The sequence below is a fragment of the Arthrobacter burdickii genome (assembly GCF_030433645.1).
GTDB classification, from domain to species: Bacteria; Actinomycetota; Actinomycetes; order Actinomycetales; family Micrococcaceae; genus Arthrobacter_D; species Arthrobacter_D burdickii.
Window position 1 is genome coordinate 1961363 of record NZ_JAROCG010000001.1, and the last position, 16451, is coordinate 1977813.

At 69.5% G+C, this 16451-nt stretch carries 10 protein-coding genes; 7 read left to right on the forward strand and 3 right to left on the reverse strand.

Translation table 11 applies throughout. The features are described 5' to 3' along the window. Positions 1 to 10 precede the first annotated feature (10 nt). Complete coding sequence (locus tag P5G52_RS09150; RefSeq protein ID WP_225437410.1) at positions 11 to 235, reverse strand: helix-turn-helix domain-containing protein; 225 nt, start codon at positions 233 to 235, stop codon at positions 11 to 13. 180 nt (positions 236 to 415) lie between these two features. Here P5G52_RS09150 and P5G52_RS09155 point away from each other — a divergent pair, with 180 nt between their 5' ends. The 5 genes from P5G52_RS09155 (at position 416) to P5G52_RS09170 (ending at position 8906) form a co-directional block, all read left to right on the forward strand. Further along, positions 416 to 1069: a CpaB family protein gene (locus P5G52_RS09155; protein WP_301226691.1), complete on the forward strand. Its 654-nt coding sequence runs from the start codon at positions 416 to 418 to the stop codon at positions 1067 to 1069. Continuing rightward, positions 1066 to 1926, forward strand: a complete 861-nt coding sequence (locus tag P5G52_RS18300; protein WP_363321877.1) for a CpaE/TadZ family protein — start codon at positions 1066 to 1068, stop codon at positions 1924 to 1926. Before P5G52_RS09155 ends, P5G52_RS18300 begins: the two co-directional genes overlap by 4 nt. A 53-nt stretch (positions 1927 to 1979) precedes the next feature. After that, positions 1980 to 2390, forward strand: coding sequence for a MinD/ParA family ATP-binding protein (locus P5G52_RS18305; RefSeq protein WP_363321878.1), 411 nt, complete (start codon positions 1980 to 1982; stop codon positions 2388 to 2390). 47 nt (positions 2391 to 2437) lie between these two features. Next, on the forward strand, positions 2438 to 7276 hold the full coding sequence (locus P5G52_RS09165; RefSeq protein WP_301226693.1) for an NAD-glutamate dehydrogenase: 4839 nt from the start codon (positions 2438 to 2440) through the stop codon (positions 7274 to 7276). A 151-nt stretch (positions 7277 to 7427) separates the two neighbouring features. Continuing rightward, complete coding sequence (locus tag P5G52_RS09170; RefSeq protein ID WP_301226695.1) at positions 7428 to 8906, forward strand: sensor histidine kinase; 1479 nt, start codon at positions 7428 to 7430, stop codon at positions 8904 to 8906. Positions 8907 to 9007: 101 nt separating this feature from the next. On the opposite strand, the gene P5G52_RS09175 is transcribed toward P5G52_RS09170, so the two are convergent. Continuing rightward, complete coding sequence (locus P5G52_RS09175) at positions 9008 to 9256, reverse strand: WhiB family transcriptional regulator (RefSeq protein ID WP_055769355.1); 249 nt, start codon at positions 9254 to 9256, stop codon at positions 9008 to 9010. A 241-nt stretch (positions 9257 to 9497) separates the two neighbouring features. Here P5G52_RS09175 and P5G52_RS09180 point away from each other — a divergent pair, with 241 nt between their 5' ends. Further along, positions 9498 to 9920 (forward strand): hypothetical protein, encoded by a 423-nt coding sequence (locus tag P5G52_RS09180; RefSeq protein ID WP_301226697.1) that lies wholly within the window; start codon positions 9498 to 9500, stop codon positions 9918 to 9920. Here the strand turns inward: P5G52_RS09180 and P5G52_RS09185 are convergent. Next, positions 9883 to 14184, reverse strand: a complete 4302-nt coding sequence (locus P5G52_RS09185; RefSeq protein ID WP_301226699.1) for an FtsK/SpoIIIE domain-containing protein — start codon at positions 14182 to 14184, stop codon at positions 9883 to 9885. The two genes, P5G52_RS09180 and P5G52_RS09185, sit on opposite strands and share 38 nt — an antisense overlap. A gap of 172 nt (positions 14185 to 14356) precedes the next feature. Between P5G52_RS09185 and P5G52_RS09190 the strand changes: the two genes are divergently transcribed. Next, positions 14357 to 16414 carry an acyltransferase family protein gene (locus P5G52_RS09190; RefSeq protein WP_301226701.1) on the forward strand — a complete coding sequence of 686 codons (2058 nt, stop codon included), beginning with the start codon at positions 14357 to 14359 and terminating at the stop codon, positions 16412 to 16414. The last annotated feature ends 37 nt before the right edge of the window (positions 16415 to 16451 follow it).

Consider the following 16451-nt stretch of genomic DNA (forward strand, 5'->3'; position numbering starts at 1 on the left):
GCCGGAACGGTCAGACGAGGGGGCTGTCGGCTTCGGTCCTGAGCGCGGATGCGGTCTTCTCGTACGCCTTGGCGATGTACTCCTCGAGTACCCGTGTCTCGACGCGCCACTGGCCGCGCCCGCCCACCTGGATGGCGGGCAACTCGCCGGACCGTACGAGGGCGTAGGTCTGCGATGAGCTGATGTTGAGCACCTCGCCGACATCGGCGAGGGTGAGAAAACGCCGCTCGGCCACGGATCCGCCTTTCCTGGTTCTTCCGGTACGGCTCCAGTCTCCCACCGGCGGTGTCGTCTGACGGGGATATCCACACTTCCGTCCGATTTGCTGCCGCTCGGTTCCCTTTGCGCCCGTCGTCCACAAGAATTGCCGTCGGGACGCCCATCAGGGGCGGGATAGGTCCTTCAGGGGGCGACAGTGACGACCGATACGCGGAGCACGGACACGCAGGGCGCGGCCCGGCTGAGGAAGCCATCCTGGAAGGACCCCCGTCTCCTCATCGGAGTGCTCCTGGTGCTCGCCTCCACTGCCGGCGTCGTCGCCCTCCTCGCCAGCCAGGACAGGACCAGCGACGTGTACTCGGCCAGGCAGGACATCGCTGTCGGGACCGCGCTGTCGCCCGAAGACCTCGTCGTCGTGCCCGTGCGCCTCGGCGATTCGATAGGTGCCTACCTCCCGGTGTCCGAAGGGATACCCGAGAACGCCGTTCTCACGAGGCTCGTCACCGAGGGGGAACTCGTTCCCGCGGCCGCCGTCGGCACCGCCGATGACCTGGACCGGAAGCCCGTCGGCCTGAGCGTGGAGGATCCGCTGCCCACCGGGACCGCTGCCGGCGACCGCGTCGATGTCTGGGTCTCTCTCCGCACAGACACGAACTCCTATGACGAGCCCCGGTTGCTCCTCGAGGCCGCAGAAGTCTCCGAACTGACGGTGGACGAGTCGGCCCTCGGGGCAAGCGCCTCCACCCTCGTGCAGGTGCTCGTGGACGACGAGGCCATGCCCGAACTGCTCGACGCCCTCTCCAACGACGCCCGCATCGCCGTCGTCCTGGATCCGGGCGCCGGTTCGTGAACATCCCCGTCATCACGCTCGGGTCGCTGGCGAACGCCTTCGTCCCGGGCCTCGAGCAGCTCCGCGGACCGGTCACCGTCGTGCGTCGGTGCGAGGAGCTCGCCGAGCTCATGGCTGCGTGCCAGACGGGTCTCGCGCGGGCGGCCATCATCGCTCCCGGCGCCGTCGAGCTCACCGCGTCCCTGGCCGACAGGCTGCGCTTCGCAGGCGTCGTGATCGTCGCCCTGACGGACGGCCCGATCGCCCCCGCCATCGAGGGGATCGAGTACGTCGCGTCCACGGCCGGTCCCGCCACGCTCGCCGACGCCGTCTCGCGGGCGGTGGAGAGGTTCGACGCGTCGGCGCGGCCCCGGGGCTCCCTCGCCTATGCGGATCCGCTCGACGTCCCGGAAGCGGCGCCCTCGCCCATCGACACCGGGCACGGGCCGGCTGACGGCCCAGCGGACGGTCGCGTCGTGGCGGTCTGGGGGCCGGCCGGCGGTCCGGGACGCACGACCGTGGCCATCAACATGGCAGCGGAACTCGCCGCGGCGGGAACGTCGGTCCTGCTGGTCGACGCCGACACGTACGGTGCGAGTATCGGCGCCTCGCTCGGGTTGCTCGATGAATCGGCGGGTCTCGCTCAGGCCTGCCGGATCGCAGACCAGGGTGGGTTCGGCGGCGCGGTACTCGGTCGGACCGCGGTGAGTGTGGCCATCAAGGGGGGACGCCTCCGGGTGCTGACCGGCATCACCCGCCCGGACCGCTGGCCCGAACTGCGTCCCGCCGCCCTCGGCCGGGTCCTGGAGGCCGCCCGGTCGCTCGCGGAGGTCACCATCGTCGACTGCGGCTTCTGCATCAGGCCGACGAGGAACTGAGTTTCGACACCCTCACGCCGCGCCGCAACGGTGCAGCCCTCCGGTGCCTGGAGATGGCTGACACCGTCATCGCCGTGGGCGTAGCGGACGCGATCGGTGTTCCACGCCTGGTGAAGGGGCTCGCCGAACTCGCCGACATCGTCCCGACGGCCGCCCCCCGGGTGGTGTTCAACAAGGTGCGGACCGCCGCCGTCGGACGCGCCCCGGAGACCCAGTTGCGGGAGGCGTGGGAGCGCTTCGGGCCGGCCGCCGGGATCTCCGCTTTCCTGCCCGTCGACGTCGCGGCCGCCGACCAGGCTCTCCTGGCCGGCACCGCGCTGCTCGAAACGGCGCCCGGCTCGGCGCTGCGCCACGCGATCGCGGCGCTTGCCGGGGTGCCGGTCGCGGAGAGGTCCCGGCGCCGGCCCGGGCGGCTCCTGCCCAACGTGAAGTTTTCGGGCAACACGGATAGGCTTCCACGGTAAGAGGTCGCAATGGCGCGGCCTTTAATTTCGTTACGGAGGCCCTTCCCATGTCGTCTGGATCCAGGACAACGGATCAGTCAAGCTCGGACACTGCGCGGGAGGGTTTTGTAGAGCACTACTTCGAGCATCTCGCGCGCGAGGATGCCGCCGGATACCTCCTGACCGACCTCCGCCAGCGTGCCTTCGCGCACCGCGACCTCGCCGAATCCCGGAAACCGGGAACCGCCGCCATCGGCGTGATGGACCAGGGCAATGCGAGCGTGGTCATGATCGTCACGGACGACATGCCCTTCCTGGTGGACTCCGTCACCGCCGAGCTGGTCCGCCAGAATGCGGCGATCCAGCTCGTCGTCCACCCGACGTTCCTCGCGGTGCGGGAGGACGGAGCGTCGACGCTCGCGGCGCTCGAGCGCGTCCCGTCGACGGCGGGAGCCTCGAGCGGCGACACGGCCGCGCTCCCCGACATGGGCGAGTTGGCCGGGCTGGCGGGTCACTCCGCGCACATCGAGTCCTGGATCTCGGTGGAGGTCGCGCGTCTTCCGGACTCCGCTGCCAAGGAGTCAGTCATCGACGGCCTCCACCGCGTGCTGGGGGATGTCCGGTCGGCGGTGGAGGACTGGCCCGCCATGCGCGACCAGGTCCGTTCCATCGAAGCGTCCCTCGGGTCGATCGCGGGCGCGGAGGACATCCCCGACCTGCGGCAGGCGCAGGAACTCCTGCAATGGCTCGACAGCGGCAACTTCACCTTCCTCGGCTACAAGGAATACGACCTCGTGACCGACGAGGCAGGCGCCGACGCGCTCCGCGTCCGGGAGGGTAGCGGCCTCGGACTGCTCCGGCACGGAATCGGGGGCGGGCACCTCCAGCGACTCACGGGAGCAGGCAGGGCCAAGGCGCGGGAGCGCCGCGTCCTCGTCATCACAAAGGCCAATTCACGGTCGACGGTGCACCGGGCCGCGTACCTGGATTACATCGGTATCAAGGGCTTCGACGCCCAGGGGAATGTGAACGGCGAGCGCCGCTTCATCGGACTGTTCGCGACCAGCGCCTACACGGGCTCGGTGCGGAACGTGCCGCTCGTCCGCGACAAGGTCACCGAAGTCCTGCGGCGTTGCGGATTCCCGTCCGACTCCCACTCCGGGAAGGACCTGCTGTCCATCCTCGAGACGTATCCCCGCGACGAACTGTTCCAGATCGAGGTCTCCGACCTGGTCTCCACCGCTCTCGGGATCCTCCGGCTGCAGGAGCGCAGGCGCACCCGGCTGTTCCTGCGCCCGGACGTCTACGGGCGCTTCATGTCCGCCCTCGTCTACCTGCCTCGTGACCGCTACACCACGAGCGTGCGGTTGCGCATCGAGGAGGAACTGCGGACGGCGCTCGACGCCGACACGATCGATTACGAGGCGCGGATGAGCGAATCCGCCCTCGCGCGTCTGTTCTTCCGCATCCGGCTGCAGAAGGGTGCGGAGGTCCCCGACATCGATGCCGCACAGCTCGAGCGGCGCCTCGTACGGGCCGCCCGCTCGTGGCCCGAGGGCGTCGTCGAGGTCGCCCAGGAGCGTTTCGAGCAGGACACGGCGCATCGGCTCGCCGCCCTCTGGGCGGAATCCTTCCCGCCCAGCTACCGCGTGGACTACGAGGTCGAGGACGCGCTGGAGGACATCGCCCGCTTCGAGCAGCTCGCCGGAGCGGGAGCGGGAGTGCCCCGGCTCCACGTGTACGTGCCCGAGCGCCGCGAGCCCGGGAGCGCCGAGGATGCGCGGCTCAAGCTCTACCTCACCGAGGCGAAGAGCCTGACGCAGATCCTTCCCTACTTCCACAACCTGGGCCTCGAGGTGCTCGACGAGCGGCCGTTCGGCATCACGCGGTCGGACGGGCGGTCGTTCTTCCTCTACGACCTCGGCCTGAAGTACCCCGCCGAGATCTCGCCCCTCGGGACGGCGAGCCTGCTGCAGGAGGCGTTCGGCGCCGCGGTCACCGGGAACAGCGAGTCCGACGCGTTCGACCGGCTCGTCCTGAGCGAACAGCTCGGCTGGCGCCAGGTGCTGATCCTCCGTGCCTACGCCAAGTACATGCGCCAGATGGGCAACACGAACTCCTACGGCTTCGTCGCCGATACCCTGCGGCAGAACGCGGTCGTCAGCCGTGCCCTCGTGGCCCTGTTCACGGCGCGCTTCGATCCCGACCTCGAGGGCGACCGGGCGGCGGCCGCCGGTGCCGCACGGGCGGCACTGGACGCGGGACTCGAGGCCGTCCCGACGCTGGACGCCGATCGAGTCCTGCGCACGTTCGCGAACCTCATCGAGGCGACCCTCCGGACGAACTACTTCCAGGACAAGCGCCACGTCAGTTTCAAGCTCGACACCGCCCGGATCGACGGCGCGCCGTTCCCGAGGCCCAAGTTCGAGATCTGGGTGTACTCGCCGCAGGTCGAGGGTGTGCACCTCCGCTTCGGCAAGGTCGCCCGTGGTGGCCTGCGCTGGTCCGATCGGCGCGAGGACTTCCGGACCGAGGTGCTCGGCCTCGTGAAGGCCCAGACCGTGAAGAACGCGGTCATCGTGCCGACCGGCGCGAAGGGCGGTTTCTTCGCGAAGCAGCTCCCCGATCCGACGGTCGACCGTCAGGCCTGGCTCGCGGAGGGTCAGGCGAGCTACCGCACGTTCATCCGCGGCCTGCTCGACATCACCGACAACGTCATCACGAACGGCACGACCGAGTTGGTCCTGCCGCCGGCGCGCGTCGTACGGCACGACGACGACGACACCTACCTCGTCGTCGCGGCCGACAAGGGAACCGCGTCGTTCTCCGACATCGCCAACGAGCTCTCGGCCGAGTACGACTTCTGGCTCGGTGATGCCTTCGCCTCCGGAGGATCGGTCGGCTACGACCACAAGGCGATGGGCATCACGGCGCGGGGCGCCTGGGAGTCCGTGAAGCGGCATTTCAGCGAGTTCGACGTCGACACGCAAACCGACGACTTCACCGTGGTGGGCGTCGGCGACATGAGCGGCGACGTGTTCGGGAACGGCATGCTCCTGTCCGAACACATCCGGCTGCTCGCCGCCTTCGACCACCGCCACATCTTCCTCGATCCGAACCCGGATGCCGCGACGTCCTTCGCCGAGCGCCGTCGCCTGTTCGACCTTCCCCGGTCGAGCTGGGAGGACTACGACAGCACGCTGATCAGCGCCGGTGGCGGCGTGTTCCCGCGGCAGGCCAAGTCCATCCCCATCTCCCCGGAGGTGGGCGAGGCCCTCGGACTCGACGCCGGAGTGACCAGGCTCAGCCCGCCTGAACTGCTCCGGGCGATCCTCCGGGCGCCCGCTGACCTGCTCTACAACGGCGGCATCGGCACCTACGTGAAGGCCACGGACGAGACCAACGTCGACGTCGGTGACCGGGCGAACGATGCCATCCGGGTGAACGGCAGCGAACTGCGCGCTCGTGTCGTGGGTGAGGGCGGCAACTTGGGCATGACCCAGCGGGGCCGTATCGAGGCAGCGCTGTCCGGGGTCCTCCTCAACACCGACGCCATCGACAACAGTGCCGGCGTCGACTGCTCGGACCACGAGGTCAACATCAAGATCTTCGTCGACCGGATGGTGCGCGCCGGGCGCCTGCAGCCGGAGGAGCGGGCGGAGTTCCTGCACTCGATGACCGACGAGGTGGCGCACCTCGTGCTGCAGGACAACATCGACCAGAACGTCCTCCTGCTGAACGACCGCCAGAGGGTCGTCGAATGGAGCCCGAGCTACGAACGGATGATGGACTGGCTCGAGAAGAAGGCGGACCTCGACCGGAACCTCGAAGCGCTGCCGACGACGGCCGAACTCCGCAGGAGGGCCGACTCCGGGCGGGGGCTCACCTCGCCGGAACTCTCGGTGCTCGCCGCCTACGCGAAGATCGAGCTGACGAGGGTCCTCTCCGCCAGCACCCTCGCCGACGATCCCTACTTCAAGGGCACCCTTCGCCGGTACTTCCCGCGGCAGCTGGTGGAGCGGTTCGATGACCTGCTCGACACACACCCCCTGCGCCGCGAGATCATCTCCACCGTCGTCGCCAACGACATCATCAACCTCGGTGGGATCACCTTCGCCTTCCGCGTGATCGAGGAGACCTCGGTACCCGAACCGGTGGTGGCACGGGCCTTCGTGGCACTGCGGGAGATCTACTCGCTGGACGAGACCGTCGATGCGCTCGCGGTCCTTCCCGCGGACTTCCCGACGGATCACTGGACCACGGTCCACCTGGACCTGCGCCGTCTCCTGGACCGGGCGGTGCGCTGGTTCGTGAACCATGTGGAGCCGGGCTCGTCGGTGAGCGAGGACATCGACGCCTTCAAACCGCTCGTGGCTCCCTTCAGGGCGCGGCTCTCGGAGTACCTGCGCGGCTGCGACCTCGAGCGGGCACGCGACGGCATGGCAACGGCGAGGGCGTGGAACCTGCCGAAGGAACTCGGCCGCCACTGGGCCGAACAGTTCGAGTCCTTCCCGCTGCTGGACATCGCGTACAGCACACGCCGGGTCGACGAACCGGTGGAGAACATCGCCAAGGTGTACTACTCGGTCTACGACCGTTTCGAGGTCGATAACCTGCTCGAGCGGATCACGAAGCTGCCCAGGACCGACCGCTGGCAGGCCCTCGCCCGGGCGGCCCTGCGCGACGACCTCTACTCCACGGTCGCCGACATCTGCGTGGCGGTCATGCGGGCCACCAGCGACATGCAGGACCGCGACGCCGGCGAGCGGCTGCTCGCGTGGCAGGAGCAGAACGCGGACCAGTTGCAGCGTGCAAGCAACATGTTCGCCGAGGTGAACATGCTGGAGAAGGACGACATCTCGTCGCTCTCGGTGGCTCTCCGCCTCCTGCGCTCCATCGTGCGGTAGCCCGGGACCCCCTCCGGTCAGCGTCAGGGGATCGGGAGTGACAGACTGGACCTGCGGCACCCCGTCCCGCGGGTCCGGTCCGTCGTCGGCCGCCGGGCGTGGGAGCCCGTCGCTGTGTCGGCCCCGAGCACCCGAGCAATAGAGAGATTCCATGGCTATCTTCACTGACCCCATCCGCGAGTACACAGGGTTCGAGCCCGGTGACGCCGAGTGGCTCCACCTCCTGGTAGGGGACTGGCAGATGGTGGCCGACCTGGCATTCGCGGACCTCGCGCTCTGGTTCCCCCTCGACGGGGGCGGCTATGTGGCGCTCGCCCACGCCCGGCCGTCCACCTCGCACACCGTGTTCCACAGCGACTTCGTGGGGGAGCGCATCCGCGCGGACCTGCAGCCGCTCGTCGATCTCGCCTGGGAGTCGCAGAAGATCGAGCGCTCTGGCGAGACGAACTGGACAACGGAGATGGCGATGCGCGTCGAGGCCGTCCCGATGGTCCGCAACGGCCGGACGCTCGCCGTCGTCACGACCCACATGGACCTGTCCAGTTCGAGGATGCCGTCCCGGCTGGAGCTCACGTACCGGCAGTGCGCCTACGACCTGCTGCGGATGGGGACCCTGGGACTGTGGCCCGATTTCGCGACCCCCACGGGGTCGCGGCGCGGCGCCCCCCGCGTGGGCGACGGGCTGATCCGGCTCGACGTCGACGGCATCGTCCAGTACGCCAGTCCGAACGGCGTCTCCGCCTTCCGCCGGCTGGGCGACGTCGAGACCCTCGAGGGCCGGCCGCTCGCGGAGATCACCACCGCCCTCCTGAAGGATCGGCGGATGGTCGACGAGACCCTTCCCCTGGTCGTGACGGGACGCATGCCCTGGCGCACCGAGATCGGCTCCCGCGGCGTCAGCCTGTCGCTGCGCGCCATCCCGCTGCGGGACGAGAAGGAGCGCTTCGGAGCACTCGTGCTGTGCCGGGACGTCTCCGAGCTGCGGCGCCGGGAGATGGAGCTCGTGTCCAAGGACGCGACCATCCGTGAGATCCACCACCGGGTGAAGAACAACCTGCAGACCGTGGCGGCGCTGCTGCGGATGCAGTCCCGCAGGATGGTCAGCGAGGAGGGCAAGCTCGGCCTCGAACAGGCCATGCGCCGCGTGTCGACCATCGCCCTGGTGCACGAGACGCTGTCGCAGGGTCTTGCGCAGAGCGTGGACTTCGACGAGCTCATCTCCCGCCAGTTCCGCCTGTCCGCGGAAGTCGCGTCGCCGTCCCAGGCGGTGCGCACCGAACGGAGCGGCGATTTCGGGGAACTCCCCAGCGACCTCGCGACGCCGCTGGCCCTCGTGATCAACGAACTCGTCACGAACGCGGTCGAACACGGTTTGTCCGGGCGGGCAGGAACGGTCTGGCTCATGGCCAACCGCAGGACCGAGGCCGATGGTGAAGAGATCCTCCGCGTGACGATCGAGGACGACGGCGTCGGACTGCCCGCCGGCGGGCACGCGGAGGGACTGGGCCTGCAGATCGTCCGGACCCTCGTCACGAGCGAGCTGGGCGGGACGATCGAATGGAGCACCCGCCCCGGCGGCGGTACCTCCGTCACTCTCGAGACGGACCTGCGCCTCAACCAGGGAAGCTGACCCGCGGGCGTTGTTCCCGGAAACGACGAAGGGCCGCCCGGAGGGCGGCCCTTCGTCATCTGTCCAACTGCCTGGTTACGCCGGGTGCGCCCCGGCGTCGATCATGAGGCGCGGCGCGCCCTTGCGGCCCGACGCTTGAGCGCACGGCGCTCGTCCTCACTCAGTCCACCCCACACTCCGGCGTCCTGCCCGGATTCGATGGCCCACTGCAGGCAGGTATCCTGCACCTGACAGCGGCGGCAGACGCTCTTCGCTTCCTCGATCTGAAGAAGCGCCGGTCCGGTGTTACCGACCGGGAAGAACAGTTCCGGGTCCTTGTCCAGACAGGCTGCGCGACTACGCCAATCCATGGTGATCACATTCTCCTCTAGCCTCGCTTCTCGTGTGTTTGTGAAAACATTCACGAGGGGGCTCATAGTAAAGGGGCCGACTTCGGCCCCCGGGTTTGCACTGCATTTAAGGCTGTCACGTTACCAACGGGTAAACAAGGGTTTTACCGTTCTATTTGGCTTGATGCGTGAGGGGTATGTCACAGCGACCCATCCTTTACACTGCGCGGGCTGTCCCGAAGCGGTCGGGTAGGGTTCGATGGTGGCCACAGACCCAGCCCCGGATCCCTCGAACCGACCACGCGGCGTCCTCCTGATCGCCGCAGTCCTGCTACTGGAGGCGGTCGCACTCGTCGTCCTCGCAGCAGGCTCCCTCGCGGCCATCTTCGGAGCCGACCCCGTCTCGGTCGGAGGGTCGGCCTTCCTGGTCGTCCTGCTGCTGCTGGTCGCGGCGTTCCTGGGTGCCCTTGCCCGGAAGCTCGCGGCGGGCTTCCGGTGGGCGCGCTCACCGTCCCTCGTCGTCCAGCTCTTCCTGGTCATCCTCGCCTTCCCCTACTTCTCCTCCGGCAATCCGGTCATCGGGCTCCTGCTGCTGGTCCCCGCCGCCGCGGTCATCATGACCCTGTTCACGAAACCCGTCGTCGACTTCACGGCGCGGACGATCGGGAACGATAGAACGCTGTAGGTCCGGCAGGTCCGGCAGGTCCGGCAGGTCCGGCAGGTCCGGCAGGTCCGGCAGGTCCGCCGGGTCCGCCGGGTCCGCCGGGTCCGCCGGGTCCGCCGGGTCCGTCGGGTCCCGCCGCGTCGGCGCCCGGAGCAAGCGCCACCTGGACCTCGACGATGTGCGCCGGATCGCAGGCATAGCCCCGTCCGGGGATCGAGGGCCCGTCGACATCGAGCCGTACCCCGAAGAAGTCACCGTCCCCGGGCGATCGCGGCGACAGGACGAAGCCGCGCCCCGTCCCGCGGGCCAGGAGGGAGAGCGGCACCCGAGCCAGCAGCGCATGGTTCGGTGTGGCGGACAGCACCGCGGCGGCACCGGAGGCGACGAGCCCCGAGAGTACCTGCTGGACGTCGCCGGGCAGCTGATCGACGTCGTCGACCACCAGGATGCAGCGCTCCGGCGGGGCGGGGCCGGCGCGGCGCTCGCCGAGTCCCCGCCAGAACGCCGCCGCCCCCTCCCGCCCGGTGCCCTCCGGCGGCGCCAGGACGGTACGCCGCGGAGGAAGGGCGGCCGAGGCCGCAAGGACCCGGAGGACATTGGTACGTCCTGACGACGCGTGTCCGAGCACCAGGTAGACCTCGCCGGGCCGCACGCCGACGGAGTAGGGGCGCAGGTCGTCGCCGCACACACCCAGCAGCAGCCCGTCGCGCTCGTTCCCGGACTCCCGGCGCGCCGCGAGTCGTCCGAAGGGGACGGAGAATGGAAGAGGGTGTACCGGAAACGGCGGCTTGCCGGGAGGGCGAGCCGGAAGCAGGACGGTCTCGGAGTCCAGGACCAGTTGGCAGGCGCCGTCACCCCAGCTGCCCGTGATCCTTCCCTGCGCGAGGCCCCGCCCTGCCACGGCGTCGACCGGCGGCATCTTCGGCCAGGTCATCGTCATTTCCGCATGTGCACCGAGGGGCAGGTAGATGCGGTTCGGCAGCAGGGCGAAGAACCGTGACGAGGTGAGGTCGCGGTCGCCGTCGACGAGTACCGTCACTCCGCTCTGTGCACCGTCCCGGACGACGGCGTGCAGGTCGTCCTCAGCGCGGATGAACCTGCCGGTGCGGAACTGGCTGCTCCACCGTCCCCACCCGGTGATCACGAGGACGATGGAGGGTTTGTCGTCCTGCCGCCCCACGGGCAGGGCCGACAGCCGCTCGAGCACCCGGCCCGCCCGCTTCGTCTCGTGGGGCTGCACGTGGGCGCCGACCTGGAGGCTGAAGGCGTGGTCCGCCAGGGTCCCGTCCCCGTCGAGCAGGTACAGGTGGACGTGCGGGTCGGACAGCAGGGACGCCACGGCCGACCCGAGGGCCTTGTTCGCTCCACTGCCGGGGAGCCCGACGAGCGCCAGGTGGGAATGGTCCCCGGGCCGCCACTGCAGGAGGCGCTGCTCCTGGCGGTCGGGGAAGTCGGCGACGCCGAGCGCGATGGCGGCGGGACGCGGAGAGGTCGCTGATGACGGCGGATCGGCAGGCAGGAACGCCGAACATTCGGCGGGGGAGAGCGTTGCGGGCAGGGGCGGCAGCACGGGGAGACGGGGACCTGATGGAGAGTGCGATCGGGCATGCGTCCCGGCATACCCGAGTGCGGCAGCGGCGATGTTCCCGGCCGCCCGCTGAAGAACGCTGTGCTCCGCGGTGTCCGAGGGGTCGCGGCTGCCGATCCCGGCCGCGCTCTCGCCCGTGCTGTCGACCGTGCCGTCGCCCGTGCCGTCGCCCGGAGGAGCGGGGCCATCGGTCGCGGGTCGAGGACCGTGCCGATGGCCGCCTCCGAGATAGGCAGCAAGATCCTGCCAGCCGGGCGAACCCGCCGGTGCAGGCAGGTCCGAGCACGACGCCACCTGGAAGGCGATCGGCGGCTCGGTCCCTCGGCGCAGGAACGCCCTGCCCGGAAGATCGATGGAGATGTCTGCTGCCGCCCCGGACCCGAGCAGATCCTGCGACTCCCCAGCCGTCTGGACCCTCAGGAGCACGGACGAGGTGATGTTCGCCCTGATGTCCGGCGTGACCGCACCCTGCGCCCTCTGGGTGGCGAGCACCAGATGGACCCCGAGCGACCTGCCGAGCGCGGCGATCTTCATGAGGTCCGGGACTGCGGTCGGAACCTCATCGCTCAGCATCCGGAATTCGTCGATCACGACGACCAGCCTCGGTGGACACGAGGACGGGGATACCCGGCGCAGCTCCGCAAGGCCGTCGGTGCCATGCTCGGCGCACAGCTGCTCGCGGCGCCGGAGTTCCGCGCGGAGCGAGATCAGGGCACGTCCGGTCGACTCGGACGACAGATCGGTCAGGCATCCGACGCAGTGCGGCAGCCCCGCGAGGGTGCCGAGGCCCGATCCGCCCTTGTAGTCGATCAGGAGCAGGGTCAGATGCTCGGGAGCCTGGTCGAGGGCGAGTCCGAGCACGAACGTCCTCAGGAACTCCGACTTCCCTGAGCCGGTCGTGCCGGCGACCAGGAGGTGCGGACCGTCCCGGACGAGGTCGAGGGACACCGGGCCGGAGCCTGATTCACCGAGGTACGCCCCCGGGCGCCGGACGTCGGCCGAGGACCACCGGCTCGCAGCGGTCGTCGCCAGGTCATCAGGGCTTCCCTGGCGGGACCACAGGGAGGCGGACCGCGGTGGGACGGCGACCTTCCCCTCGGCAGCGCCGGGCGCAGCGGGCCGCGCGGTGCCCGCGGCTGCCCGAGCAAGGGTGCGCGCCGCCCGTTCGAACGTCCGGGCAGACACTCCATCGGGAAGGACGTCGTACTCCCGCCCATCCATCCGGGCGCGGGCACGACCCCCGGCAAGGGTCATGTCCGCTCCGGCCATGACCCCTCCGGCTGCTGCACCGCTTTCCGGCGCGTTCGGGGGGCTGCCCCGCCCGCCGTCGAAACGGAGGACGAACACGCCCTGCACCCGCGGAAGGTGGGGGAGGTCGCCGGAGAACTGGAGCACCAGGCACACGCCTGCCTGCCCGATGAGCGGGGCCAGCACCCCGGCGTCCCGTGTGAGGCGTACGTTCGGAAGGAACCGGGCGGAGTGCGGAACATCCGCTGCAGATCCCCAGCAGAGGACGGGCGGGGCGCCCGATTCGGGGTGGGCCAGCTGGAGCAGGACGGCGCGCGCCAGCGCCTGCACCGCCCCCGTGTCCCCGGCGATGGTGAAATCCGGCCTGCCGGTGTCCTTCCCGCGGCACGTGCAGGGCAGGACGAACGGCAGGTCGGGAAGGACCGGAGGGGTAAAGGATCCCTCGTCCCTGCCGACCGAGAGGTGCGCCGGCTGGTGCGCCGTCCCGAGCCGCAGCAGGAGCACGTCCGGGGCCGGAGGTGCTCCGCCGGGTCGTCGGGGTCCTTGCCGGCAGGCCCGCAGGGCATCGAGGGCCGTCTGCCCGGGATCGGGAACCGCTCCTGCGCGCCGTACCGTGTCCTGCCCGGCGGCACGATGCACGGCGGCCTCGAAGGTCCGGGCGGCCCGGCGATACGTCAGCAGGGGAACCAGGCCCGTGACAGCGGACAGGGCGCTGAAGGCGAGGAAGAACCACATGCCGGTGGTCAGTGCCAGGACGACACCGACGACGAGCGGCAACAGTGCCGTCAGGACCAGGACGCGGGACGGCTGGTGGGGTGGATCCGCACCGACGGGCAACGGTTCGAGGAGATCGGGGATGGACACGGCCTTCCATCCCTCGTCGTCGATGAGTTCGATCCGGCACCGGCTCGCTCCGAGGCGAAGGTTCGCCGCCACCGTGATGGGGGCACGGGTGATGCCTGCGCCGTCGACGAATGTCCCGTTCACCGAGCCCAGGTCCTCCAGGACGATGGAGTCCTCCGTCACCGTGAGGAGGGCATGGTTCCTGGACACCGCAGGGTCTGAGACCACGATGTCGCTTCCACCGCGGCCGATGGTGTAGCTGCCCCGCGTGAGCGGAATCACCTGGCCGGCGTCGGGGCCCGAATGGACGACGAAGACCAGAGGGGGAACGTCGGCAGGACAGCTGGGCTCGGGGCGGCCACCGGCGACGATGATCGCGCCGTCCACCAGTCCACCGATGTGTGGGACCAACGTGGTGAGCGGGACGCCTTCGACGGCGAACGGGCCGAGGTAGCCGGCAGCTTCGAGGCGGCCGGCGAGGGCGGCGCCCGTAGGGAGGGCGTTCGTGTCGACGACGATCTCCCGGGAAGGGAACGCCGTCGGGGGACCACTCGCGAGTGTGACGTGCAACTCCACGGAGACCTCCTGGGCGATGGCTGCATCCAAGGCTAGAGGGCCTGGGGATGGCGCCGCGGAACCGGGCGGGCTGTGTGGACAACAGGGACCTCGCCGACATTTGCATCGCCGGACGGCGCCCGCCGGGTCGGCTCCCTGCCTGCCGGGTTTACCCGGATGCCGCCGGTACAATCGGTCCTCGTGTCTACTCTGAAAGCCTGCAATGGCAATCCTTGAAGCGAGCCGTCCTGCCGCGCCCCGTGGCGGTGGGACGAGCGCTGATCGCGGCTTCCGGCCCGAGGTCCAGGGCCTGCGTGCCCTGGCCGTCCTGATGGTGGTGTCCTACCACGTCTGGTTCGGACGGGTATCCGGAGGCGTCGATGTCTTCCTGCTGATCTCGGCTTTCCTGCTGGCTCTCTCGTTCCTCCGCAAAGTGGAGTCGGGGCGTCCCCTGGATCTGGGGCGGCACTGGCTGCACCAGTTCAAGCGCCTCCTGCCTGCCGTCGTCGTCGTGATCCTGGGGATACTCGGTGCCAGCTACGTGCTGGTTCCGCAGTCGCGCTGGTCCGACGTCATCGAGCAGTCCTGGGCCTCCCTCTTCTACGCCCAGAACTGGGTCCTCGCCTCCAACGCCGTCGACTACTACGCCAGCGACCACAGCCAGGCCAGCCCGCTGCAGCACTTCTGGTCGCTGTCCGTCCAGGGCCAGGTGTTCATCCTCTGGCCGCTCCTGTTCCTCGCGAGTGCGGTGGTGGCGCGGCGCTACCGGTTGAAGTTCCGGGGCGTCGTCCTCCTCGTCTTCGGCGTGCTCTTCGTGGGGTCGTTGGCGTTCTCGGTCTGGGAGACCTACACCAATCAGGCCTTCGCGTATTTCGATACGCGGGCCCGTCTGTGGGAGTTCGCCTTCGGGACGCTGCTGGCACTCGCCCTGCCGTTCATCCGGCTGCCGCGCTTCGTGCGGGTCGTCGCGGGCTGGGTAGGCGTCGCGGCGATGCTCAGCGGCGGGTTCGTCCTCGACGTGCAGGGCCAGTTCCCGGGCTACGTCGCGCTGTGGCCGTTGGTCGCGGCCGCCCTGGTGATCGTCGCCGGGCAGACGGACAGCCCCGTGGGAGCGGATCGCTTCCTGTCGTCCCGGCCGCTGGTCAAGGTGGGAGACCTGTCCTACGCCCTCTACCTGTGGCACTGGCCCGTCCTGGTGCTGGCCCTGATCTGGCAGGACAGGGCGGCGCCGGGTGTGCTGGGCGGGTTCCTGGTGATCGGCGTGTCCCTGGTCCTGGCATACCTGACGATGCGTTTCGTCGAGCGTCCGATGCGCGCACTGGCGTGGGCGGACCGTCGTCGTCGTCGTGCCGTCATCGTCCTGATGGTGTGTCTCGGGCTGGTCGCCGCGCCGCTGGCCGGCTGGCAGCAGGTCATCCGCCAGCAGGCGGAGCAGGCCGAATCACAGACGAGCGCCGACAATCCCGGTGCCGTTTCCCTGCTGCCCGGGTACACCGACGAGGTCTCCGAGGACGCCGTGATCCTGCCGGAACTGAGCACCATCCGCGGTGACTTCCCCCGGCTCGACCCGTGCAGCGTCGAGTCGACATCCATCCCCTCCGACCTGGCGGGTTCCTGCACCCAGCGGCTCGCCGAAGGGGAGGCGAGCAAGACCGTGGTCGTGGTGGGGAACAGCCACGCCCAGCACATGTCGACGGCGGTCGTCGCGCTCGCGGAGAAGTACAACTGGACCGTGATAGACCTGATCTCGCTCGGTTGCCCCTTCGGTCCGGCGGGAGAAGGGACGACCCCCGAATGTGCGGACTTCTACGAACGGTCCACGGCCTACATCGAGCATCTGGCCCCTGATGCGGTGTTCACCATCGCGACGCGGACCCAGTTCGGCTCGAACGCGGAGACCCTGATGCCCGACTTCGAACGCACCGTGCAGCGGTTCACCGACAGTGGCATCGAGGTGATCGGGGTCCGCGACAATCCCCGCTTCGACTTCAACATGCCCGAGTGCACGGAGGAGCACGCGGACGCCCTGGAACTGTGCACCCCGGCGAAGGACCAGGTGCTTCCGGCCGTCTCCCCCCTGGAGTCCTTCGACCCCGGCACAGCCCTGTACACCTCCGTCGACATGAACGACCTGGTGTGCCCGGGGAACGCCTGCCCGCCGATCATCGGCAACGTGTACGTCTACATCGACAACAACCACATCAGTGCCACCTACTGGCGCACGATGGTGTCCCGATTCGAGGAGCGGATCGCCGATACCGCGGTGCTGAAAGCGGCGTAGGCCACCATCCCGGTCACCCCGCGCAGGTCCGGGGGCG

Excerpts from the sequence above, each read along its gene's own strand:
- P5G52_RS18305 (WP_363321878.1), top strand. The coding sequence starts at position 1,980 with ATGGCTGACACCGTCATCGCCGTGGGCGTAGCGGACGCGATCGGTGTT.
- P5G52_RS09165 (WP_301226693.1), top strand. The coding sequence starts at position 2,438 with ATGTCGTCTGGATCCAGGACAACGGATCAGTCAAGCTCGGACACTGCG.
- P5G52_RS09170 (WP_301226695.1), top strand. The coding sequence starts at position 7,428 with ATGGCTATCTTCACTGACCCCATCCGCGAGTACACAGGGTTCGAGCCC.
- P5G52_RS09175 (WP_055769355.1), bottom strand. The coding sequence starts at position 9,256 with ATGGATTGGCGTAGTCGCGCAGCCTGTCTGGACAAGGACCCGGAACTG.
- P5G52_RS09190 (WP_301226701.1), top strand. The coding sequence starts at position 14,357 with ATGGCAATCCTTGAAGCGAGCCGTCCTGCCGCGCCCCGTGGCGGTGGG.